Annotated in this window: 19 protein-coding genes; 12 read left to right on the top strand and 7 right to left on the bottom strand. The window is 73.7% G+C overall.

The window, feature by feature from the left end; translation table 11 throughout:
* The first annotated feature begins 1 nt into the window (after position 1).
* The 3 genes from GGQ55_RS16160 to GGQ55_RS28475 all read left to right on the top strand — a co-directional run bounded on the left by GGQ55_RS16160 (position 2) and on the right by GGQ55_RS28475 (position 3,622).
* Entirely contained in the window at positions 2–1,156 is a 1,155-nt protein-coding gene (locus tag GGQ55_RS16160; RefSeq protein ID WP_179722802.1) for an acyl-CoA dehydrogenase family protein, read from the top strand.
* 245 nt (positions 1,157–1,401) lie between these two features.
* Positions 1,402–3,009 (top strand): MSCRAMM family protein, encoded by a 1,608-nt coding sequence (locus tag GGQ55_RS16165; protein ID WP_179718396.1) that lies wholly within the window; start codon positions 1,402–1,404, stop codon positions 3,007–3,009.
* Complete coding sequence (locus GGQ55_RS28475; protein WP_179718398.1) at positions 2,996–3,622, top strand: GNAT family N-acetyltransferase; 627 nt, start codon at positions 2,996–2,998, stop codon at positions 3,620–3,622. The genes GGQ55_RS16165 and GGQ55_RS28475 overlap by 14 nt, the downstream gene beginning before the upstream one ends.
* Positions 3,623–3,669: 47 nt before the next feature.
* Here GGQ55_RS28475 and GGQ55_RS16175 read toward each other — a convergent pair whose 3' ends face one another.
* The 3 genes from GGQ55_RS16175 to GGQ55_RS16185 form a co-directional block, all read right to left on the bottom strand.
* On the bottom strand, positions 3,670–4,686 hold the full coding sequence (locus tag GGQ55_RS16175) for an NADPH:quinone reductase (protein ID WP_179718400.1): 1,017 nt from the start codon (positions 4,684–4,686) through the stop codon (positions 3,670–3,672).
* Positions 4,687–4,903: 217 nt separating this feature from the next.
* Complete coding sequence (locus GGQ55_RS16180) at positions 4,904–5,761, bottom strand: alpha/beta hydrolase family protein (RefSeq protein ID WP_179718402.1); 858 nt, start codon at positions 5,759–5,761, stop codon at positions 4,904–4,906.
* A 62-nt stretch (positions 5,762–5,823) separates the two neighbouring features.
* Positions 5,824–7,506: a DUF885 domain-containing protein gene (locus tag GGQ55_RS16185; protein WP_179718403.1), complete on the bottom strand. Its 1,683-nt coding sequence runs from the start codon at positions 7,504–7,506 to the stop codon at positions 5,824–5,826.
* A gap of 117 nt (positions 7,507–7,623) precedes the next feature.
* On the opposite strand from GGQ55_RS16185, the gene GGQ55_RS16190 reads away from it, so the two are divergent.
* Positions 7,624–7,965 (top strand): ArsR/SmtB family transcription factor, encoded by a 342-nt coding sequence (locus tag GGQ55_RS16190; protein WP_179718405.1) that lies wholly within the window; start codon positions 7,624–7,626, stop codon positions 7,963–7,965.
* Entirely contained in the window at positions 7,962–8,447 is a 486-nt protein-coding gene (locus GGQ55_RS16195) for an SRPBCC family protein (RefSeq protein WP_179718407.1), read from the top strand. The genes GGQ55_RS16190 and GGQ55_RS16195 overlap by 4 nt, the downstream gene beginning before the upstream one ends.
* Here GGQ55_RS16195 and GGQ55_RS16200 read toward each other — a convergent pair.
* Both GGQ55_RS16200 and GGQ55_RS16205 read right to left on the bottom strand, forming a co-directional pair.
* Entirely contained in the window at positions 8,444–9,082 is a 639-nt protein-coding gene (locus tag GGQ55_RS16200) for an HAD family hydrolase (protein WP_179718409.1), read from the bottom strand. The two genes, GGQ55_RS16195 and GGQ55_RS16200, sit on opposite strands and share 4 nt — an antisense overlap.
* A gap of 29 nt (positions 9,083–9,111) precedes the next feature.
* On the bottom strand, positions 9,112–9,930 hold the full coding sequence (locus GGQ55_RS16205) for a helix-turn-helix domain-containing protein (RefSeq protein WP_179718411.1): 819 nt from the start codon (positions 9,928–9,930) through the stop codon (positions 9,112–9,114).
* A gap of 85 nt (positions 9,931–10,015) precedes the next feature.
* Here GGQ55_RS16205 and GGQ55_RS16210 point away from each other — a divergent pair, with 85 nt between their 5' ends.
* From GGQ55_RS16210 to GGQ55_RS16240, 7 genes are read left to right on the top strand one after another with little or no spacing between them, the layout of a single operon-like run.
* Positions 10,016–12,010 (top strand): acetoacetate--CoA ligase, encoded by a 1,995-nt coding sequence (locus tag GGQ55_RS16210; RefSeq protein WP_179718413.1) that lies wholly within the window; start codon positions 10,016–10,018, stop codon positions 12,008–12,010.
* Positions 12,011–12,033: 23 nt separating this feature from the next.
* On the top strand, positions 12,034–13,842 hold the full coding sequence (locus tag GGQ55_RS16215; protein WP_179718415.1) for a PEP-utilizing enzyme: 1,809 nt from the start codon (positions 12,034–12,036) through the stop codon (positions 13,840–13,842).
* Positions 13,839–14,870, top strand: coding sequence for a PEP/pyruvate-binding domain-containing protein (locus GGQ55_RS16220; RefSeq protein WP_179718417.1), 1,032 nt, complete (start codon positions 13,839–13,841; stop codon positions 14,868–14,870). The genes GGQ55_RS16215 and GGQ55_RS16220 overlap by 4 nt, the downstream gene beginning before the upstream one ends.
* Before the next feature lies 1 nt (position 14,871).
* Positions 14,872–15,345, top strand: coding sequence for an acetyl-CoA carboxylase biotin carboxyl carrier protein (locus GGQ55_RS16225; RefSeq protein WP_179718419.1), 474 nt, complete (start codon positions 14,872–14,874; stop codon positions 15,343–15,345).
* Positions 15,342–16,706 carry an acetyl-CoA carboxylase biotin carboxylase subunit gene (locus GGQ55_RS16230; protein WP_179718421.1) on the top strand — a complete coding sequence of 455 codons (1,365 nt, stop codon included), beginning with the start codon at positions 15,342–15,344 and terminating at the stop codon, positions 16,704–16,706. The genes GGQ55_RS16225 and GGQ55_RS16230 overlap by 4 nt, the downstream gene beginning before the upstream one ends.
* Positions 16,703–18,157, top strand: coding sequence for a biotin carboxyl carrier protein (locus GGQ55_RS28480; protein WP_179718423.1), 1,455 nt, complete (start codon positions 16,703–16,705; stop codon positions 18,155–18,157). Before GGQ55_RS16230 ends, GGQ55_RS28480 begins: the two co-directional genes overlap by 4 nt.
* Positions 18,150–18,977, top strand: coding sequence for an HAD-IIA family hydrolase (locus GGQ55_RS16240; RefSeq protein WP_366489489.1), 828 nt, complete (start codon positions 18,150–18,152; stop codon positions 18,975–18,977). Before GGQ55_RS28480 ends, GGQ55_RS16240 begins: the two co-directional genes overlap by 8 nt.
* 13 nt (positions 18,978–18,990) lie before the next feature.
* Here GGQ55_RS16240 and GGQ55_RS16245 read toward each other — a convergent pair whose 3' ends face one another.
* Positions 18,991–19,527: a DUF7144 family membrane protein gene (locus GGQ55_RS16245; RefSeq protein WP_179718426.1), complete on the bottom strand. Its 537-nt coding sequence runs from the start codon at positions 19,525–19,527 to the stop codon at positions 18,991–18,993.
* 77 nt (positions 19,528–19,604) lie between these two features.
* The gene (locus GGQ55_RS16250) at positions 19,605–20,201 is read right to left on the bottom strand and encodes a hypothetical protein (protein WP_179718428.1); all 597 of its coding nucleotides are present in this window, start codon (positions 20,199–20,201) and stop codon (positions 19,605–19,607) included.
* Between the last annotated feature and the right edge of the window lie 120 nt (positions 20,202–20,321).

Consider the following 20,321-nt stretch of genomic DNA (forward strand, 5'->3'; position numbering starts at 1 on the left):
CATGCTGGACTACCGGCTCGACGCCGAGACCGAGGCCCTGCGCAAGACCGTGCGCGAGTTCGCGCTGGAGGTCGTGGCCCCGCAGATCGGCGAGTTCTACGAGCGCGACGAGTTCCCGACCGCGATCGTGCGGCAGATGGGCGAGCTGGGCCTGTTCGGCCTGCCGTTCCCCGAGGAGTACGGCGGCTCGGGCGGCGACTACTTCACCCTCTGCGTCGCGCTGGAGGAGCTGGCCCGGGTGGACTCGTCGATCGCGATCACCCTGGAGGCCGGCGTCTCGCTCGGCGCGATGCCGATCTACCGGTTCGGCACCGAGGAGCAGAAGCAGCGCTGGCTGCCGCGGCTGTGCGCCGGTGAGGCGCTGGGTGCGTTCGGGCTCACCGAGCCCGGCGGCGGTTCGGACGCCGGTGCCACCCGCACCACGGCCCGGCTCGAGGACGGCCAGTGGGTGATCAACGGCTCGAAGGCGTTCATCACCAACTCCGGCACCGACATCACCGAGCTGGTCACGGTCACCGCGGTCACCGGCACCCGTCCGGACGGCGGCAAGGAGATCTCGGCGATCGCCGTCCCGTCCGGCACGCCCGGCTTCACCGTCGGCCAGCGGTACTCCAAGGTCGGCTGGAACGCCTCGGACACCCGCGAGCTGGCCTTCTCCGACTGCCGGGTGCCCGAGGAGAACCTGGTGGGGGAGCGGGGCCGGGGCTACGCGCAGTTCCTGTCGATCCTCGACGAGGGCCGGATCGCCATCTCCGCGCTCGCGGTCGGCCTGGCCCAGGGCTGCGTGGACGAGTCGGTGAAGTACGCCGGGCAGCGCGAGGCGTTCGGCCAGGTCATCGGCAAGAACCAGGCGATCCAGTTCATGATCGCCGACATGGAGGTCCGCGCCGAGACGGCGCGGCTGGCCTACTACCGGGCGGCGGAGAAGATGCTGCGCGGCGAGCCGTTCAAGCGGGAGGCCGCCGTCGCCAAGCTGTACAGCTCCGAGGCGGCGATGGAGAACGCCCGCTGGGCCACCCAGGTGCACGGCGGCTACGGGTTCATGAACGAGTTCCCGGTCGGCCGGTTCTACCGCGACGCCAAGATCCTGGAGATCGGCGAGGGCACCAGCGAGGTGCAGCGGATGCTCATCGCCCGCTCGCTCGGGGTGGGCTGAACCCGCAGGTCAAGCGGGCGAACCGGCGCCGTTCCGTACTGGATGGCGGGCGGCGCCCAGTTCGCCCCGGCCGCTTGGCAACTCCGGCCGACGTCCGGCGGGGCCGGTGTGACGGCTGGGCACCGCGGGAGCGGCCCCCGGCGGACACCGAGGTCAGGCGGCGTGTCGGGACTCGCGGGCGTCCTGGTCGGCCAGGCTGCCGTCCGGCTCGCGCCGACGGTCGGCGCGCCACCCTGGAGTCCGCCATGCCCGCGCCCGCTCGTCGCACCGGCCGCCGCCTCCTGACGCGCCGGGGGGTCGCCCAGGGGTCGGTCCTCGGTCTGGGCCTCCTGCTGGCGACCACCGCCACGGCTCCCGCAGCCTCCGCGGCACCCGGCAACGCGAACGGCAACGCCAACGGCAACCAGAACGCGAACGGGCCGACCAGCTCGGGCCCGGTGAACACCCCGCCCGGCGCCGGGAACGGCAACGGCGTCGGCAACGGGACCGGCGGCGCCAACGGGACCGGGCAGGGAGCCACCAACGGCACCGGCGTCGGGGACGGCACGGGCAACGGGGTCGGCAACGGCAACGGCGTGGGCAGCGGCAACGGGAACGCGACCTCCACCCCGCCGGACGGGGGAACCCCGCCTCCGGTGGTCGACCCGCCGCCGATCGGCCCGGTGTTCGGTCCGTTCCCGAAGGACATGGACCCGACCAACGACATCGCGGTCGAGCCGACCGGCGACGTCCCCGGCGACCTGGACCTGTCCGGTGCCCAGTTCACCCTGACCAGCACCGACGACCCGACGGTGTCGGAGACGTGCGTCACCGACGAGTCGGGGCGGTGCACCGTGCACGCCTCCGTCGGCCAGGACCCGGTCGCGGGGCAGCTCTACCTGCCGGGTGGCAGCTACACGGTGCACCAGACCACGGCGGTCGCCGGGCTCGCACCGGCGGAGGCCGACGCGACGCTGGACGTCTGCACGTTCCTGCAGGCGTTCCTCGGCGGCTGCCCGGGGGGCGTCACGGTGCAGAACGCCGCGCAGTTCCGCACCGCGGTCGTCGCGGAGATCCTCGACGCGGACAGCGGTCAGCCGGTCCCGGGCGCGGAGTACCAGCTGACCGGTCAGGACTACCCGCACCTGCCCGGGCCGGACGGGCAGCCGGTCGCGGCGGCCGATGCCGTCGAGACCAGCGGGGACGACGGCCTGGTCTCCTTCGCCGGCTTCTTCCTCCCCGGCACCTGGACCCTGACGCCGGGGACCACCCCCGACGGATACGACGCGGACGAGGAGTTCACCGTCGAGGTGACCCCGCCGGGGGCCCAGGACGACGGCGGGCCGGTCACCGTCCAGCGGTTGCTGCACGCGGCCGTCGTCCCGGGTGAGACCACGACCCCTCCGGCGGGCGACGACGGCACCACCCCGCCGGCGGACGGCGACGGGACCACGACTCCCGGCGACACCGGGTCCACCGACACCCCACCCACCAGCGACCCGACCGGCACGACGGGGAACACCAACGGCACGACCGGCCCGACGGGCACGACCGGCACGTCGGGCAGCGCATCGGTGGCACCGGGTGGCGCACCGGGCGGCCGGGTCGCCGCCGCCGACCAGGGCACGGCGAGCGCGCCCACCGACGACCCGGCGCCGGCCGCCCCGCCCGCCGCGCCGTCGTCCGCCGGCGCCTCGACCCCGTCGCCGGCCGCCGAGGCGCTGGCGGCACCGCCGGCCGCCGACACCCCGGCTCTGCAGACCGAGAGCAGCAGCATCCCGGAGGTCGGGCTGATCGGCTTCGGGCTCCTGCTCGTCGTCGCGATCGTCGTCGCGGTGAACGTGCTGCGCCGGAGGGCACGTGGGCGGGCCTGACGCCTGGTGGGCCCGGCTCCTCGATCCCGAGGAGCCGGGGCAGCCGGAGGTGCGCACCCTCGTCGGGGTGCTGTCCGGTGAGTTCCCGCCCCGGGCCGTGGTCGACCTGCCCGGTGCACGCCGGCCGTCCGACTGGCTGGTCGCCGTCCGTTCCGACGGCCGGACCGGGCGGGTGCTGACGCTCGACGTCCGGCTGCCTGCCGCGCCGCTGCTCTGGTACGTCGAGGTGCCCGAACCGCACGCCGATCCGGCCGCCACCACGCTGGTCGCGTTCTCCGACGCGCGGCACGCCGACGGGACCCTGCTGGACGACGCCGCTGCGCGCGCCCTCGGCGTGGTCGGCGAGCACCAGGTCGCCGCGCTGCGCTGGTGGCCGCGGCGTGGGCTGATCAACCAGATCTACGTCGCTCCCGAGCACCGCCGGCTCGGCATCGCGGCGAAGCTCGGGCACGCCGCCTTCGCCCTCCAGCGGGCTCGCGGGCTACCGGACCTCACCGCGGACGGCCGCCGGACCGACCTCGGCGAGCGCTTCCGCGAGGGGTTGCCGGCCTACGCCGCGTGGCGACTGGCGCCGCGCACCCACCGGCAGCCGCCGATGGACGGAGCCGCCTGAGGTACGGAGTGGAGCTGTGCACGTGACGCGCACAGCTCCACTCCGGATCAGGCGGTGACGTCGATGAGGACCTTGCCGACGGCGCCTTCCTCGACGGCCTGGTGCGCCACGGCGGTCTCGGCGAGGGGGTAGACGTGCAGCGGCAGCCCGGCCTCGCCGCCCACGCGCACCGCGCCGTCCAGGACGGCGGCGTTCACGTCCTCCACCCCGATCGCCTTGGCCCGCTCCGGCTCGGCGTAGACCAGCACGAACTGCCAGCGGGCGTTGGGCGCCATCTGCGAGCGGATCGGGATGGTGATGCCCTGGTCGCCGGTCGCGGCGTAGATCGCCACCGCGCCGTGCAGGCCGATCACCTGAGCGTCCACGGCGGCGTTCTGGGCCGCGGCCACCTCGACGATCGCGTCCACGCCGTGCGGGACGATCTTGCGGACCTCCGCCACGACGTCCTGCTGCTTGTAGTCGATCACGTGCGTGGCGCCGGCGGCCGCGGCGAGCTGCGCCTTCTGCGGGCTGCTCACCGTCGCGATCACGGTGGCGTCGGCCCAGCGGGCGAGCTGGATCGCGGCGTTGCCGACCGCGCCCGCGCCGCCCTGCACGAGCACCGCGTGCCCGGTCAGCGAGCCGGGGCCGATGCGGTCGGGCAGCGACTCGGCGACGGTCAGGCAGCGGTGCGCGGTGAGGAACGGGATGCCCAGGGCCGCGCCCAGCTCGAACGACGGGTCCGGCCCGAGCAGCACCACCTGCCGGGCGGGGACGACGGTGTGCTCGGCGGCGGTGCCCCACGGCCGCTGGTAGGCCGCCTCCCAGATCCACACCCGCTCGCCGACCAGCACGGGGTCGACGCCCTCGCCGACCGCCTCGACGGTGCCCGAGCCGTCCTGGTTGGGGATCTGCCCGTCCGGGAAGGCCGGATCGGTGCCGGCACGGGACTTCCAGTCGGTCGGGTTGACCCCGGAGAAGGCGACCTTGACCCGCACCTCGCCCGGACCGGGCTCGGGAACGGGCCGGTCGGTCAGCTCGAGGACGTCGGGGCCGCCGGACTTGGTGTAGGAGATCGCTCGCACACGACCTTTCCTACTCCGGCTGGGAAGCTGCCCTCGTGACGACCCTCGTGCTCGCGGTGCTGGTCGTCACCGTGGCCATGCTGCTGACCCAGCGCCCGGACGGTCCCCGCACAGTGCTCGGCGGCGGGGCCGCGGTCGTCTCCGTCGGTCTGGCGCTGCTGCTGCTGTGCGGCGGCGTGGGTCGTCGGATGGGTGCTGTGCGGTCTCGGCGTCCTGGTCACGGCAGTCGGCCTGGTGCGCAACCGCCGCCGGTCTCCTGCCGAGCGGAGTGCGAGGGACGCGGAAACCGCGCCGTAGCACTCCGCTCGAGCACTGCGTGAGCGGCGGCGATGCCGCGCAGGTACGCGTCCAGATGCGCGAGCGTGAGGCCGCGGACGAAGGCCTGCGGCTCCTCCGGCGTCGCGGTACCGGGCTCGATCTCGTCGGCGAAGTGCTGGTGGCCGGCCGCCTCGAGCACGGCGAGCCGGCGCGGTCCGGGGATGCGGCCGAACACGTCCAGGACGTCGTCCAGCGGCACCGGCTCGTCGTCCTCGGCGGCGAGCACCAGGGTCGGCACCGCGCGGGTGAACCGCAGCGGCGCCGCCACCACCCCCGGGACCGGGTGCCGGCTGCCGCCCGGAGCGTGCGCGACCACGGCGCCCACCCGCGGGTCGTCGTCCGGCGCCGCCAGCACGGTCCAGCCGCCGAGGCTGTGCCCGACCAGGCCGGCGGCGTCGGACGCGAGACGGTCGAGGACCAGCCGGACGTCGGGGACCCGGCTGCCGACGATCGCCTCGACCCGGGCGGCCCGCTCGGTCGGGGTCTCGCCGGCCCGGGGCTGCAGCTCCGGGACGGAGGTCTCGCTGTGGTCGACCGCGGCGACGCGGTAGCCGTGCGAGGCGAGGTGCCGGGTCAGGAAGCAGGCCACCCGCCCGGTGCCCCCGGCGTGGTGCGAGTAGACGACGAGCGGTCCCGCCGGCCCGGCCGGTTCCCACAGCTCGCAGCGCAACGTCCGGCCCCGGGCTCGGTCGGGGAGCTCCACCGTGGTCGCAGCGACCTCGAACGGTCCGGGCGCGAACGGGTCGTACCCGCTCATCCCGCCACGCTGGCACCGGCGGACGGCCGACGAACAGGGCCGTTCACCGAGGGCACAACGGCCTACAGGCGGGCGAGCTCGGCGGTGAGCGGGCCGAGCCCGAGCGGGCCGAGGTCGAGCACCGACCGGTGCCAGGCCTTGAGGTCGAAGTCGGCGCCGTGCCGTGCCTTGGCCTCGTCGCGGCCGGTGAGGAAGACCCGCTCGCCCACCTTGTAGACCGGTGCCTGCCCCGGCCAGCCGAGGTAGCGGTGCAGCTCGTCGGTGCGCATCTGGTCCTCCATCGACACGTGCCGGCGGAGGAACTCCGCGGTCGAGTCGTAGGTCCAGCGGGTGCCCAGTTCCTCGGCGGCGGGCATCGGCAGGTCGAGGTGCACGCCGATGTCGAGGACGACGCGCGCGGCCCGCAGCTCCTGCGCGTCGAGCATGCCCAGCCGGTCGCCCGGGTCCTCGAGGAAGCCGAGCTCCTCCATCAGCCGCTCGGCGTAGAGCGCCCAGCCCTCGGCATGCGCGGCGCAGTCGAGCAGCAGCCGCTGCCAGCGGTTGAGCAGCTTGGCGTTGTAGACGGTCTGCCCGATCTGCAGGTGGTGCCCGGGTGCGCCCTCGTGGAAGACCGTCGTCGTCTCCCGCCAGGTGGTCATCTCGTCGACGCCGTCGGGCAGCGACCACCACATCCGCCCCGGCCGGCTGAAGTCCTCCGACGGGCCGCTGTAGTAGACGCCGAGACCGGAGATGCCGATGACCCGGCCCTCCAGGGTGCGCACCGGGTCGGGGATGTCGAAGTGGACGCCGTCGAGGGCGGCGATCGCCCGGTCGGCGCTCTCCTGCAGCCAGTCCTGCAGCGCGGGCCGGCCGCGGACCAGCCGCGCCGGGTCGGCGTCCAGTGCCGCCATCGCACCGGCCACGCCCTCGCCGGGAGCGATCTGCTCGGCCACCGCCTGCTTGGCGGCGACGATGCGGGCCAGCTCCTCCCAACCCCAGGCGTAGGTCTCCTCCAGGTCGAGCTCGACGCCGGTGAAGAACCGCGACTCGACGGTGTACCGGTCGCGGCCCGCGGCGTCGCGCTCGGGCGCCTTCGGCAGCAGCTCGCGCTCCAGCCGGTCGGCGAAGGAGTGCAGGGCGGCCGACGCCTCGCGGGCCCCGCGCTCCACGTCGCGGTCGACCGCGCCGTCCTGGGGAGCGTTGCCTGCCAGCTCCTGGAACGCGCCGGGCTGTGCCGGCGTGCCGGCCCACTGCCGTGCCAGGCCGGCGGCCAGCCGGACCTGTCGCGCGGCCGAGACGTGGCCGCCCTCCGCCGCGGCCACCAGCCCGTCCGCATACCCGTCGAGCGCCGCGGGCATCGCGGTCAGCCGGCGGCCGATGGTCGCCCAGTTCTCCTCGGTCTCGGTCGGCATGAGGTCGAAGATCATCCGGAACATCTGCAGCGGGCTGGCCGAGGTGTTCAGGTCCGACTGCGCCAGCCCGGCCTCGTGCCGGTCCAGCTCGGCGCCGAGCCGCTCGAGCATGGCCGCACGGGCCACCTCGTCGCGGCGGTCGACCGGCGTCAGCGCGGCCGCCTCCGCACGCGTGCGGCGCACCAGGTCGGCGAGACGCGCGTGCCCCTCGAGGGTCAGGTCGAACCACTCGTCGTCGTGCCCGGGCACGCCGAGGTACGTGGCCACGACGGGATCGGCCGCGGCGTACTCGTCGACGAACCGGTCGGCCAGGGAGTCGAGGGGGGACGGCGGACGGACGTCGGGCGAGCTCACGCCAGGCACGCTAACGGACGGCTCACAGGAACCGCTGTGCTCAACCAGATGGTTGACGACGACGGCGACGAGGGCTAGCGTCTTCTTCAACCGAACGGTTGAGCACGAGGAGGGGGCATGGCGGCCGATCCGCTGTCCCGGGTGTTCGCGGCGCTGTCCGATCCGCTGCGCCGCGACATGGTGGCCCGGCTGGCGAGCGGCGATGCCACGGTCCTCGAGCTCGCCCGGCCGTACGAGGTCACCGTCCAGGCGGTCTCCAAGCACCTCAAGGTGCTCGAGGAGGCCGGCCTGGTCAGCCGCAGCCGGGAGGCCCAGCGCCGACCGGTGCACCTCGAGGCGGAGGTGTTCGACCTGATGACCACGTGGATCGAGCGCTACCGCCGCGAGGCCGAGGAGCGCTACCGCCGTCTCGACGACGTCCTGTCATCGATGCCCGACGAGGAAGGGGAACAGCAATGACCACCGCCCGCACCCGGGAGACGCAGATCGAGGTCGACCAGGAGGTCCCGCTGGTCCGGATGACCCGCGAGTTCGACGCCCCGCCCGAGAAGGTGTTCCGGGCGCACGTCGACCCCGACCTGTTCGCCCGCTGGGCCGGGCCGCGCAGCCTGTCGACCCGCATCGACGGGTGGGACTGCCGCACCGGGGGCTCGTACCGGTTCGTGCAGACCCGCGGCGACGACGAGTTCGGCTTCCGCGGCACCTTCCACGAGGTGCGGCCGAACGAGCTCATCGTGCAGACCTTCACCTTCGAGGGCATGCCGGACGGCGTCGCCCTCGAGAAGCTGGTCTTCGAGGACCTCGGCGACGGCCGCACCCGCCTGACGGGCACCTCGCTGGTCGACTCGTTCGCCGACCGGGACGCCTTCGTCGTCAGCGGCATGGAGACCGGCGCGATCGAGGGCTACGAGAAGCTCGACGAGGTCCTCGCCACCCTCTAGCGCCAGGTGACCACCTCGGGACGCCGGCCGAGGACCCGCCCGACCCTCCGGGCGTCGTCCTCGCCGGCGTTGACGAGCACCGGTCGCGGCGTACCGGCGAACAGCGGCAGGTCCGAGACGCTGTCGCTGTAGACCGCCCGCCACGGCGGCGGGTAGCCGCGCTCGGTCAGCATCTCGACCTTGGCGCCGCCGATCGCCCGCCGCGGCGGGAGCGACCCGTTCGAGCCGACGACGTCGAGGTCGCCCAGCCCGATCGCCCGCAGGTAGCCGCGGGCCAGCACCTCCTCGCAGCCGGTGGCCACGACGACGACGTCGCCGGCCGCCCGGTGCTCCTGGACGCACGCGATCGCGTCGCCGACCGCCGCCTCGGGTTTGCGGGTGAGCGCCTCCTCGTAGGCCTCGGCGACCGCCGCGACGTCGTCGTCGTCCCGGCCGACCGCCAGCCGGGTCATCGCCCGCGCGGCCAGCGGGCGCAGCTGCGGAACGGCGGACCCCGGCACCAGCAGCGGGGCGGCCAGCAGCAGCGGCACCAGCCGGGCCGGCGACCGGCGCAGCCGCCCGTGCAGGAACAGCGTCGTGGCGTCCCCGCCGAGCAGCACCTTGTCCAGGTCGAAGACGACGACACCCCCGCGCACAGCGGTGTCATGACCGGCCGGACGCCGGATCACACCCCGAGCCCGGCGGCGCGGGCGCGCTCCTCGACGGTGCGGACGGCGGTGCGCAGGTCCTCGAGGTGCAGCTGCACGCTGCCCGTGAGCGACACGACCCGACGCCACCACGTGAGGTTGATGCAGCCCACGACCCGGTCGTCCAGCCGGATCGGCATTGCGATCGACTCACGACCGTCGTCGGCCTCCGAGCGGGGCCGGTCGTGGTCGCCGCCGAAGTCGGGCGCCCGGACGGCGTAGCCGCGCCGCCGCGTGGTCGCGACGAGCTTGCGCACCGCGGCGTCGTCCCGGGCGAGCGCGTACGCCCGGCCCTCCTTGTTGCGCAGCCGGGCCAGCACCGCCTCGAACTCCGGCTCCGGGCACCAGGACAGGTAGGCGCGGCCGGAGGCCGAGCCGAGCATGTTCACCCGGAAGCCGTGCGGGCGGGGCGGCAGCCCGTCGAAGTAGGTGCGCGAGCTGTTGGTCTCCAGCGTCTCCATGTGGTCCAGCCGCGGCACCGACAGCACGGAGGGCCAGCGCACCCGCCGCGAGAGCTCCTCGAGCACCGGTGAGCCGATCTCCACCAGCCACGCGTCGTCGTCGCTCTCCACCCGCCGCTGCAGCGTGTGGCTGGGCAGGAAGGCGCCGTCGACCATGCGCTGCCATACCAGCCCGTGCAGGTGCGCGGTCTTGAGGATCCGGGTCAGCGTCGGCTTCGGGATGCCGGTCGCCAGGTGCAGGTCGTGCAGGCTGGCCGCCCGCGACTCCTGCAGGACCTGCAGCACCTCCAGCCCGCGCGAGAGCGAGTCGATGGGCTTGACCCGGTAGTCGCGCACCGGCAGGGCCTCCTGGTTTTCGCGGTGTGAAAAGTCGGCAGAACAGTGTTGCCCGTCACACCGCCCGCCGACCAGTGTTCGACGCATGGGGACGACGGCGCCGCACGGGACCGGGCTCGCGGTGCGCGAGGGCGACCTGCTCTGGACGCCGACGCCCGAGCAGGCCGAGCGCACCCGGCTCACCGCGTTCACCCGGTTCGCCGCGCAGCGCACCGGCCGCGAGTTCCCCGACTACGAGGCGCTGTGGCGCTGGTCGACCACCGAGGTCGAGGAGTTCTGGGGAGCGATCTGGGACTTCTTCGACGTCCGCGCCTCGGTCCCGCCGACCGCCGTCCTCGCCGAGCGGACCATGCCCGGGGCTCGCTGGTTCCCCGGCGCGCGGCTGAACTTCGCCGAGCACGTGCTGCGCAACGAGCGGCCCGACGAGCCGGCGCTGCTGACGGTCAGCGAGACCGAACCGGTGCGCGAGGTCGGGTGGGCCGAGTTCGCCCGCTCGGTGCGGGTGGTCGCCACCCACCTGCGCGAGCGCGGCGTGCGACCCGGCGACCGCGTCGTGGCCTACCTGCCCAACGTCCCCGAGGCGGTCGTGGCGATGCTGGCCACGGCCGCCGTCGGCGCGGTGTGGGCCACCTGCTCACCCGACTTCGGCTCCCGGGGCGTCCTCGACCGGCTCGGCCAGCTCGAGCCCACCGTGCTGATCGCCGCCGACGGCTACCGGTACGGCGGCCGGGACTTCGACCGCCGCGCCGAGGTGGCCGAGATCGTCGCCGGGCTGCCGACGCTGCGGGAGGTCGTGACCGTCCCGGTGCTCGGGCTGGAGTCGACCGGCACCTCGTGGGCGGAGATCGTCACCGGACCCGAGCCCGACGAGCTCGAGTTCGAGCAGGTCCCGTTCGACCACCCGCTCTGGGTGCTGTTCTCCTCCGGCACCACCGGCCTGCCCAAGGCGATCGTGCACGGGCACGGCGGCATCCTCGTCGAGCACCTGATGCTGACCAGCTTCCACATGGACCTGCGGCCCGGTGACCGGACGTTCTTCTTCACCACGACCGGCTGGATGATGTGGAACTCGCTGATCGGCATGATGCTGGTCGGCGCCGTCCCGGTGCTCTACGACGGCAACCCCGCCCACCCCGACGTCGACGTGCTCTGGCGGACCGCGCAGGACAGCCGCGCCCGGCTGTTCGGCGCCAGCCCCAGCTTCGTCGAGCTCATGCAGAAGGCCGGCGTCGTCCCCAAGGAGCGCTTCGACCTCTCCGCGCTGGAGACGATCATGCCCGCGGGCTCACCGGTCTCCCCGGCGATCACCGCGTGGTTCTACGAGAACGTCAAGGACGACCTCTGGATCGCCACCGGCAGCGGCGGCACCGACTGCTGCTGCGGGTTCGTCGGCGGGGTGCCGACCCTGCCGGTGCGCGCCGGCGAGATCCAGGCGCGTTCGCTCGGGGTGGCCGCCGAGGCCTGGGACGACGAGGGCCGGCCGGTCGTCGGCCGCGTCGGCGAGCTGGTGATCACCCAGCCCATGCCCTCGATGCCGCTGTTCTTCTGGGGCGACGAGGACGGCGAGCGCTACCGGGCCAGCTACTTCGAGACCTTTCCCGGCGTGTGGCGGCACGGCGACTTCTTCGAGGTCAACGAGCGCGGCGGCTGCTTCGTCCGCGGCCGCTCCGACGCCGTGCTCAACCGGCAGGGCGTGCGGATCGGCACCGCGGAGATCTACCGCGTCGTCGAGGACGACCCCGCCGTCCTCACCTCGCTCGTGGTCAACCTCGACCTGCCCGGCGGCGGCTTCTTCATGCCGCTGTTCGTCGTCCTGCGGCCGGGGCAGGAGCTCACCGACGAGCTGGACGCGCGGCTGCGGCGCTCGCTGCGCCAGGAGTACAGCCCGCGGCACGTCCCCGACCGGATCGTCGCGGTGCGCGCCGTCCCGCTGACCCGCAGCGGCAAGAAGATGGAGATCCCGGTCCGCCGGATCCTCCTGGGCGCCGACCCGTCGTCGGTCGCCGATCCGCACGCCATGGCCGATCCCGACGCCCTGGCCGACTACGTCGAGTACGCCCGCACCCAGCGCGACTACTGAACCCATTGGCCGAGGAGGCTCGCTTGACTACTCGCTCGTTCCCGCTGCCCTCCCAGATCGCCGACGTGCCCGGCGCGGAGGGGTGGGAGCAGATGTACCCGTACTTCACCCGCTTCCAGCCCGAGGACGACCAGCGGTTCTGGTTCTACAACTCGATGCACTTCCCCGAGGTCATCCCGGCCTTCGACGGCGTCACCTCGGAGATCCCCTACACCGCGATCGGGGCGAACCTGGCCCGCCTGTTCTCCTTCCCGACGACGCTGGGCATCGAGTACCGCATCGTCAACGGCCGCGTGTACATCACCGCGAACCCGGTGCTGGACCCCGAGGAGATCGAGCGGCGGCTGCCGCACTTCCAGGAGCGGGCCGGCTACTACTACGCGAACTGGGACCGGCTCTACGGCGAGTGGCAGCAGCGGATGGACGCGCTGATCGCCGAGATCGAGGCGGTCGAGGTCCCGGTGCTGGGCGACCTCGACGACATCTCCGTGGTCACCAGCGGCCGCGGCTACGCGACCAACCACCTGCTCCGCGAGAACTTCCACCGCTGCATCGACCTGTACTCGAAGATGTGGCACTACCACACCGAGATGCTGCAGCTCGGCTACGGCGCCTACGTCGTCTTCTTCGAGTTCTGCAAGCAGGCGTTCCCGGAGATGGGCGACCAGATGGTGGCCCGGATGGTCGCCGGCATGGACGTCACCATGTACCGCCCGGACGACGAGCTGAAGAAGCTCGCCGCGCTGGCCGTCGAGCTCGACGTGGCCGACCTGTTCGTCGAGGGCGCGGACCCGGCCAAGGTGCTCTCCTCGCTGGGCGAGCGCGGCGGCAACGGGCAGCGGTGGCTGGCCGCGTTCGAGGAGGCCAAGGACCCCTGGTTCCACGTCTCGGTCGGCGACGGCTTCTACCACCACCACCTGTCCTGGGCCGACGACCTGACGGTCCCGTTCGCCGCGCTGCCCCGCTACGTCGAGCAGATCCGCGCCGGTGAGGACCTCACCCGGCCCACCGAGCGGCTGGCCGAGGAGCGCGACCGCATCGCCGACGAGCACCGCGCGCTGCTCGGCTCGGAGGAGGAGAAGGCCGCCTTCGACCAGATGCTCGGTCTGTGCCGGCAGGTGTTCCCCTACATCGAGTCGCACAAGTTCTACTGCGAGCACTGGTTCACCACGCGGTTCTTCCAGAAGATCCGCGCCTTCGGCCAGCTGCTCGCCTCCCGCGGCGTGCTGCGCGAGGCCGACGACGTGTTCCACCTGCGCTCGGTCGAGGTCGAGGACGCTCTGGTCGACGTCATGCTGGCCTGGGCCGGCGGTGGCACCGAGCTCGGTGCCCGGCACTGGCAGCCGATCGTGGCCCGCCGCAAGGAGATCCTCGAGGCGCTGGCCCAGTGGTCGCCGCCGCCGGCGCTCGGCCCGGTGCCGCCGGCGCTCAACGACCCCGCGGTGAAGATGCTGTGGGGGATCACCGACGACACCGTGCAGACCTGGCTCGGCGACGAGTCGCTCGACGAGAACACCGTCCGCGGCTACGCCGCCTCGCCGGGCGTGGTCGAGGGCGTCGCCCGGGTGCTGATGAACGTCAACGACATCGGCTCGATCCGCGAGGGCGAGATCCTGGTCTGCCCGGTGACCGCGCCGAGCTGGGGCCCCGTGTTCGGCAAGATCGCCGCCGCGGTCTCCGACATCGGCGGCACGATGTCGCACGCCGCGATCGTCGCCCGCGAGTACGGCATGCCCGCCGTCGTCGGCACCGGGCAGGCGACGGCGAAGATCCAGACCGGCGACCGGGTCCGGGTCGACGGTGACCGCGGCATCGTGACGGTGCTGCGATGACCGTCCTGCCCTTCGCCGAGCTCGGCCGGGACGACGTCCCGGCCGCCGGCGGCAAGGGCGCGTCGCTGGGGGAGCTGCTGCGCGCCGGCATCCGGGTCCCCGACGGCTTCGTGGTGACGACGACGGCCTTCCGGACGGCGGTGGGCGGGCTCGGTCTCGCCGAGCGGGTGTCCGCGCTCGACCCTGACGGCGACCTGGCCGGCCCGTGCGCCGAGCTGCGGGCGGTCGTCGAGACCGCGCCCCTGCCGGACGACGTCGCCGCCGCGATCACCGCCGCGTACGAGGCGCTCGGGGAGCCCGACCTGCCGGTGGCGGTGCGCTCCTCGGCGACCAGCGAGGACTCGGCGGAGGCGAGCTTCGCCGGCCTGCAGGACACCTACCTGTGGGTGCGCGGCGCCGACGCCGTCCTCGAGGCGGTGCGGCGCTGCTGGGCCAGCCTCTACAGCGTCGAGTCGGTGAGCTACCGGCTGCGCCGCGCGCTCGCCGAGGACGACCTGGCGATGGCCGTCGTCGTCCAGCGCATGGTCGACTCCCGCAGCTCGGGCGTGATGTTCACCCGCAGCCCGCTCAACGGCGACCGGTCGGTGGTCTGCGTCGACGCCAGCTGGGGACTGGGGTCGGCGGTGGTCAGCGGCGAGGTCACGCCGGACTCGTTCGTCGTCAGCAAGGTGACCGGCGAGGTGGCCAAGCGGTTCATCGCGACCAAGTGCACCTGGCACCGCCCGGACCCGCGCGGATCGGGGGTGATCGACCGCGACGTGCCCGGCGAGCTGCAGGACATCCCGTCGATCTCGGCCGAGGAGCTGGCCGCGCTGGTGGCGACCGCCCGCGCCGTCGAGGCGCACTACGGCAGCCCGCAGGACATCGAGTGGGCGATCGACGACTCCGGCGAGCTGTTCCTCCTGCAGAGCCGCCCGGAGACGGTGTGGGCGGAGAAGGACGCCGCGGCCGCACCCGTGGCGACGCCGGCCGCGCGCCCGTTCGACCACGTGCTCAACGTCCTCGGTGGCAAGAAGCAGGGGGCCTGAGGTGCAGCTGAGCCCGGACGACGTCCGTGACGTGCTGCGCGTGCTCGACTCCAGCGGCCTGGCCGAGCTGCACCTGGAGACGGCGGAGCTGACGCTCACCCTGCGCCGCGAGGGCGCGGCGGCCGGCTGGACCGCCGAGCAGCAGGTCCTGCGCACCCCGGTGGTGGAGAGCCAATTGTCCGCAGTCGGCGAGGAGGACGAGCCGGCGCCGGTGCAGGCAGAGGTGGGCGAGGGGCTGGTCGCCGTCCGGCCGCCGCTGCTCGGCACGTTCTACCGGGCGCCGCAGCCCGGCGCGCCGCCGTTCGTCGACGTCGGCGACCCGGTCGAGGACGACACCGTCGTCGGCATCGTCGAGACCATGAAGATGATGACGCCGGTGCACGCCGGGGTCCGCGGCACGGTGGTGGAGTTCCGCACCGGCAACGGCGAGTTCGCCGAGAAGGACGCCGTCCTCTGCGTCGTGGAGCCGGCATGAGCCACCGGATCCACCGGCTGCTGATCGCCAACCGCGGGGAGATCGCGGCGCGGGTGATCCGCACCTGTGCCCGGCTGGGCATCGAATCGGTGCTGGCCGCCTCCGACGCCGACCTCGACGCGCTGCCGGCCCGGCTGGCCGACCGCGTCGTGCGGCTCGGGCCGGCCCCGGCCGCGCAGTCCTACCTCGACCCGGCGGCGGTGGTGCGTGCGGCGCTGGCGGTCGGTGCCGACGCCGTGCACCCCGGCTACGGGTTCCTCAGCGAGAACCCGGCGCTGGCGCAGGGCTGCGCGGAGGCCGGGCTGGTCTTCGTGGGCCCGTCGGTCGAGTCGCTGCACGCGGTGGGCGACAAGCTCACCGCCCGAAGGCACGCGCTGGCCGCCGGGCTGCCGGTCGTGCCGGGCGGCGAGGCGGCCGACCTGGCCGCGGCCCAGGCGGTGGCGGCCGAGGTCGGCTACCCGCTGCTGGTCAAGGCGGTCGGCGGCGGGGGCGGCCGCGGGATGAAGCGGGTGCGGTCGGCCGGCGAGCTGGCGCACACCCTCGACCTGGCCAGCAGCGAGGCCGCCGCGGCGTTCGGCGATCCACGGGTCTACCTGGAGCGCTACGTCGAGTCCGGCCGGCACGTCGAGGTGCAGGTGCTCGGCGACGGCTCGTCGGCGGTGGCGCTGGGCGACCGCGACTGCTCGGTGCAGCGGCGCTACCAGAAACTGTTCGAGGAGGCGCCGGCCCCGCTGATCCCCGACCGGGTGCGTGCCGACATGGCGTCGGCCGCTCTCGCCCTCGCGGTGCACCTCGGCTACCGGGGGCTGGGCACCGTCGAGCTGCTCTACGACCGGCAGCGGGAGAGCTTCTACTTCCTGGAGATGAACGCCCGCATCCAGGTCGAGCACCCCGTCACCGAGGCGGTCACCGGCCTCGACCTGGTCGCCGAGCAGCTCGCCGTCGCGGAGGGTCTGCCGCTGCGGCTGCGCCAGGAGGACGTCGTCCTCACCGGGCACGCCGTGGAGTGCCGGATCAACGCCGAGGACGCGGCGCACGACTTCCGCCCGTCGCCCGGGCAGATCGAGCGCGTGGTGCTGCCGGTCGGCGACGGCATCCGGGTCGACACCCACGTGCAGGGCGGCTCCGTCGTCCCGCCGTTCTACGACTCCCTGCTGGCGAAGCTGATCGTGCACGGCACCGACCGCGCCGACGCGCTCGCCCGCGCGCGGGCGGCGCTGGACCTGCTGCGCATCGACGGGGTGACGACGACGGTGCCGGTGCACCAGGCGCTGCTGGCCGACGCCGAGTTCGCCGCCGGCGGCGTGGACACCGCCTTCTTCGAGCGGTTCCTCTCCCGCGACCTGGCGGTGGCCTCGTGAACGTGGGGCTCGTCGACGTCTCGATCCGCGACGGGAACCAGAGCCTGTGGGGGGCGACCGGGCTCCGGACGGCGCACATCCTGCAGGTCGCGCCGGTCCTCGAGCGGGTCGGCTTCCGGGCGCTGGACTACACCTCCAGCACGGCGATGGGCGTCGCCGTCCGCAACCACCGCGAGGACCCGTGGGAGCGGATCCGGCGCACCCGCGCGCTCATGCCGACGACGAAGCTGCAGCTGATCGGCACCGGGTTCCGGTTCATCTCCTGGGAGAACTCGCACCCGGAGACGATGCAGCTGGTGTACGACCGGCTGGCGGTCAACGGCATCGACCGGGTCGTCGTCCTCGACCCGATGCACGACATGGACGCCGCCCGGGAGACCGCCCGCCGGCTGAAGAAGGCAGGCATCGAGGAGGTCGTCGGCGCGCTGACGTTCACGATCAGCGCGGTGCACGACGACGCGTTCTACGCCGACCTCGCCCGGCAGATGCGCGAGTGCCCCGACATCGACCGCGTCTACGTCAAGGACCCGGCCGGGATCCTGTCGGCGGACCGTGCGCGCACCCTCTTCCCCGCGATCAAGGCGCAGCTCGGCGACACCCCGCTGGAGCTGCACTCGCACGCCACCATCGGGCTGTCGATGCAGACCTACGCGATCGCGCCCTCGCTGGGCGTGGAGGTGGTGCAGGTCGGCTGCGGCGCGCTGGGCAACGGCTCATCGCTGCCGGAGGCGCAGCGCACGGTGGCCAACCTGCGCGAGATGGGGCACACCGTCGACATCGACGACCGGGCGCTGGACCTGGCCTGCCGGTTCTTCGACCGGCACGCCGCGGCCGAGGAGCTGCCGGTCGGGCGGCCGCAGGACTTCGACGCGGCGTTCCTGCACCACCAGATCGCCGGCGGCGTGCTCACCACGACCCGGCGGCAGCTGCGCGAGATCGGCATGGAGGACCGGTTCGAGTCGCTCATCGAGGAGGTCGGCCGGGTCCGCGCCGAGCTCGGCCACCCGATCATGGTGACGCCGTTCCCGCAGATGGTGGTCTCGCAGGCGCTGTTCAACGTGATGGGGGAGCGCTACGCGAACGTGCCCGACCAGGTGATCCGCTACGCGCAGGGCACCTTCGGCCGGCCGACCGCGCCGATCCAGCCCGACGTCCTCGACCGGATCCTCGACCGGCCGCGGGCCCGCGAGCTCGCCGCCGAGCCGCCCCCGCCGTCGCCGGAGGAGCTGCGCAGGCGGTTCCCCGGCGTCTCCGACGAGGAGCTGCTGCTGCGCGCGCACATGCCGGCCGAGCAGGTCGACGCGATGGTCGCCGCCGGGCCCGCGCCCGACCACTACAACCCGTCGCTGGCGCCGGTGCTGTCGCTGCTGGGCGAGCTCGGGTCACGGCCGTCGGTGCACGACCTCGCGGTGACCAAGCCCGGGTTCTCGCTGGCGGTGCGCCGTGCCTGAGCTGCGGGGGGTGCGCGGGTTCGTCCTCGACATGGACGGCACGCTGGTGCTGGGCGACCGCAACAACAAGGGCCTGGCCCTTCTGCCGGGCGCCCTCGAGTTCCTGACGACGCTGCGCGAGCTGAACCTGCCGTTCTGCGTGTTCACCAACGGCACGGTGAAGACACCGGCGCAGTGCGCCGACGCGCTGCGGCAGGCCGGCCTACCGGTGCCGTCCGACGGCGTGCTGACCCCGGCGTCGTCCGCGGTCGAGGTGTTCCGCCGGCGCGGGCACCGGCGGGTGATGGTGCTCGGCGTCAAGGGGATCACCGAGGTGCTCGAGCAGGCCGGCATCGAGGCGCTGCCGCCGCTGCGCGGGACGACGTGCGACGCGGTGTTCGCCGGCTGGTACCGGCAGGAGCTGACCATCGAGGCGCTGGAGGCGGCGATCGAGGCGGTCTCGGCGGGGGCGGCGTACTACAGCGCGTCGCAGTCGCCCTACTTCGCCACCTCGGAGGGGCGCACGCTCGGCTCGTCGCGGGCGATCAGCGCCGTCGTCCGCGACGTGACGCGCACCCGGGTCACCGTCGTCGGCAAGCCCTCGGTGCAGGCCCTGCGGACGGCGAGCCGGCACCTGGGCGTGCCGGTGCCGGAGCTGGCCGTGGTCGGCGACGACCCCGAGCTCGAGGTGCCGATGGCGCACAAGGGCGGCGCGTTCGCCGTCGCCGTGCACACCGGCATCGGGCACGCGGAGTCCTTCGCGCACCTGCCCGAGCACCTGCGGCCGCACCTCGACCTGCCCGACGTCGGCGCGCTGGCGGCGCTGCTGCGCGCCGGGTGACCTGCCGTCCGGGTCAGGCGCCGGCGAACGGGCTGTGGTCGGTCGCTCCCGGCCCGGTGAACCCGGTGGTCCGCTCGTTGCCCTTGTTCACCGGCACCTCGCCGCCGTGCACGCAGATCGCGTAGATGAAGACGACGTCGATCGCGATCACGATGAGGGCGTACACCGGCGCGGCCGAGATGAACGTCAGGTTCACCAGCGCGCTGAGCCCCGCTGCCACCACACCGATGATGCGGGAGAGCTTGTTGCGGTTGAGCACCCCGACCCCGGCGGCGATCAGGACGAGGCCGCCGATCAGGTGGATCCAGCCCCAGGTCGTGTAGCTCCAGTGCAGGACCAGGCCGCGGGAGCTGACCGCGTAGTGGTCGGGCTCGGCGAGCGCGATGACCCCCTCCAGCACGTGGAACACGCCGACCAGGGCGATCATGATGCCGGCGAAGGTGACCCAGCCGCCCCAGGCCGAGTGCGGCGGTTCCGGCGGCACGACCTCCGGCACGTCCGGCTCTCGCGGACCGCTCGTGGTCCGGCTCTGCTGCCTGCTCTCCGACATGGCGCACCCCTTCGACCGGTCCCGCTCAGCGTCGGGCACCCGGGCCCGCCCCGGCCTCGTCCCGGCGGGGTGACCCGTCAGAGGGCGGCCCCGACCGCCTCGAGGTAGTCGTCGACGGTCGCGTTCGCGTCGTCCCCGCCGCCGGTGAGGGTCACGAGGACGACGACGTCGCCCATGCGCACGTAGCGGGTGACCACCGTCGGGTCGCCGTCCTCCTCGGTCCCGACGGCCACCCCGGTCCAGCCGTTGCGGTCGTAGCGCCCGGCGGTGGTGACCGTGTGGCTGCCCGCGTCGAGCTGCCCGTCGCCGTCGGTGTCGTAGTCGGCGTAGATCTCCTGCTCGCACGCGTCCGAGCCGTCGACGGCGCGGTCGACGACCTCCTGGGCGGAGTCCGACCGCCACGCCCAGACGTGCAGCTCGGCGTCGCCGTCGGTGTAGCCGGCCGACGCCGGCTGCCGCAGCGTCGCATCGACCTCCGGTCCGCGGTCGGACGACGACCCGCAGATCCGGCTCGGCGGCGCGGGGACGTCGGCGCTCTCGAAGCCGTCGACGCCGACCTGCAGTGCCTCCTCGAGCGCCGCGTTCGCCGACTCGCCCATCCCGGTCACGAAGGACGAGCAACCGCCGAGGAGGAGCAACCCGGCGCTGACCAGCGCAGTGCGGAGGAAGGACATGGGGCGGAAAGGTAAGGGGCCGTCAGCCCCGGCACACCCCTTCTCCGCGCGGGGACGATCGGACCTCGATCACAGGACCAATGCCGACTGCCGCGCCGGCCCGCGGGCGGCGAGCGTGGA

The sequence above is a fragment of the Petropleomorpha daqingensis genome (assembly GCF_013408985.1).
Lineage (GTDB): Bacteria > Actinomycetota > Actinomycetes > Mycobacteriales > Geodermatophilaceae > Petropleomorpha > Petropleomorpha daqingensis.

Excerpts from the sequence above, each read along its gene's own strand:
- GGQ55_RS16160 (WP_179722802.1), top strand. The coding sequence starts at position 2 with ATGCTGGACTACCGGCTCGACGCCGAGACCGAGGCCCTGCGCAAGACC.
- GGQ55_RS16165 (WP_179718396.1), top strand. The coding sequence starts at position 1,402 with ATGCCCGCGCCCGCTCGTCGCACCGGCCGCCGCCTCCTGACGCGCCGG.
- GGQ55_RS16180 (WP_179718402.1), bottom strand. The coding sequence starts at position 5,761 with ATGAGCGGGTACGACCCGTTCGCGCCCGGACCGTTCGAGGTCGCTGCG.
- GGQ55_RS16190 (WP_179718405.1), top strand. The coding sequence starts at position 7,624 with ATGGCGGCCGATCCGCTGTCCCGGGTGTTCGCGGCGCTGTCCGATCCG.
- GGQ55_RS16195 (WP_179718407.1), top strand. The coding sequence starts at position 7,962 with ATGACCACCGCCCGCACCCGGGAGACGCAGATCGAGGTCGACCAGGAG.
- GGQ55_RS16210 (WP_179718413.1), top strand. The coding sequence starts at position 10,016 with ATGGGGACGACGGCGCCGCACGGGACCGGGCTCGCGGTGCGCGAGGGC.
- GGQ55_RS16220 (WP_179718417.1), top strand. The coding sequence starts at position 13,839 with ATGACCGTCCTGCCCTTCGCCGAGCTCGGCCGGGACGACGTCCCGGCC.
- GGQ55_RS16230 (WP_179718421.1), top strand. The coding sequence starts at position 15,342 with ATGAGCCACCGGATCCACCGGCTGCTGATCGCCAACCGCGGGGAGATC.
- GGQ55_RS16245 (WP_179718426.1), bottom strand. The coding sequence starts at position 19,527 with ATGTCGGAGAGCAGGCAGCAGAGCCGGACCACGAGCGGTCCGCGAGAG.
- GGQ55_RS16250 (WP_179718428.1), bottom strand. The coding sequence starts at position 20,201 with ATGTCCTTCCTCCGCACTGCGCTGGTCAGCGCCGGGTTGCTCCTCCTC.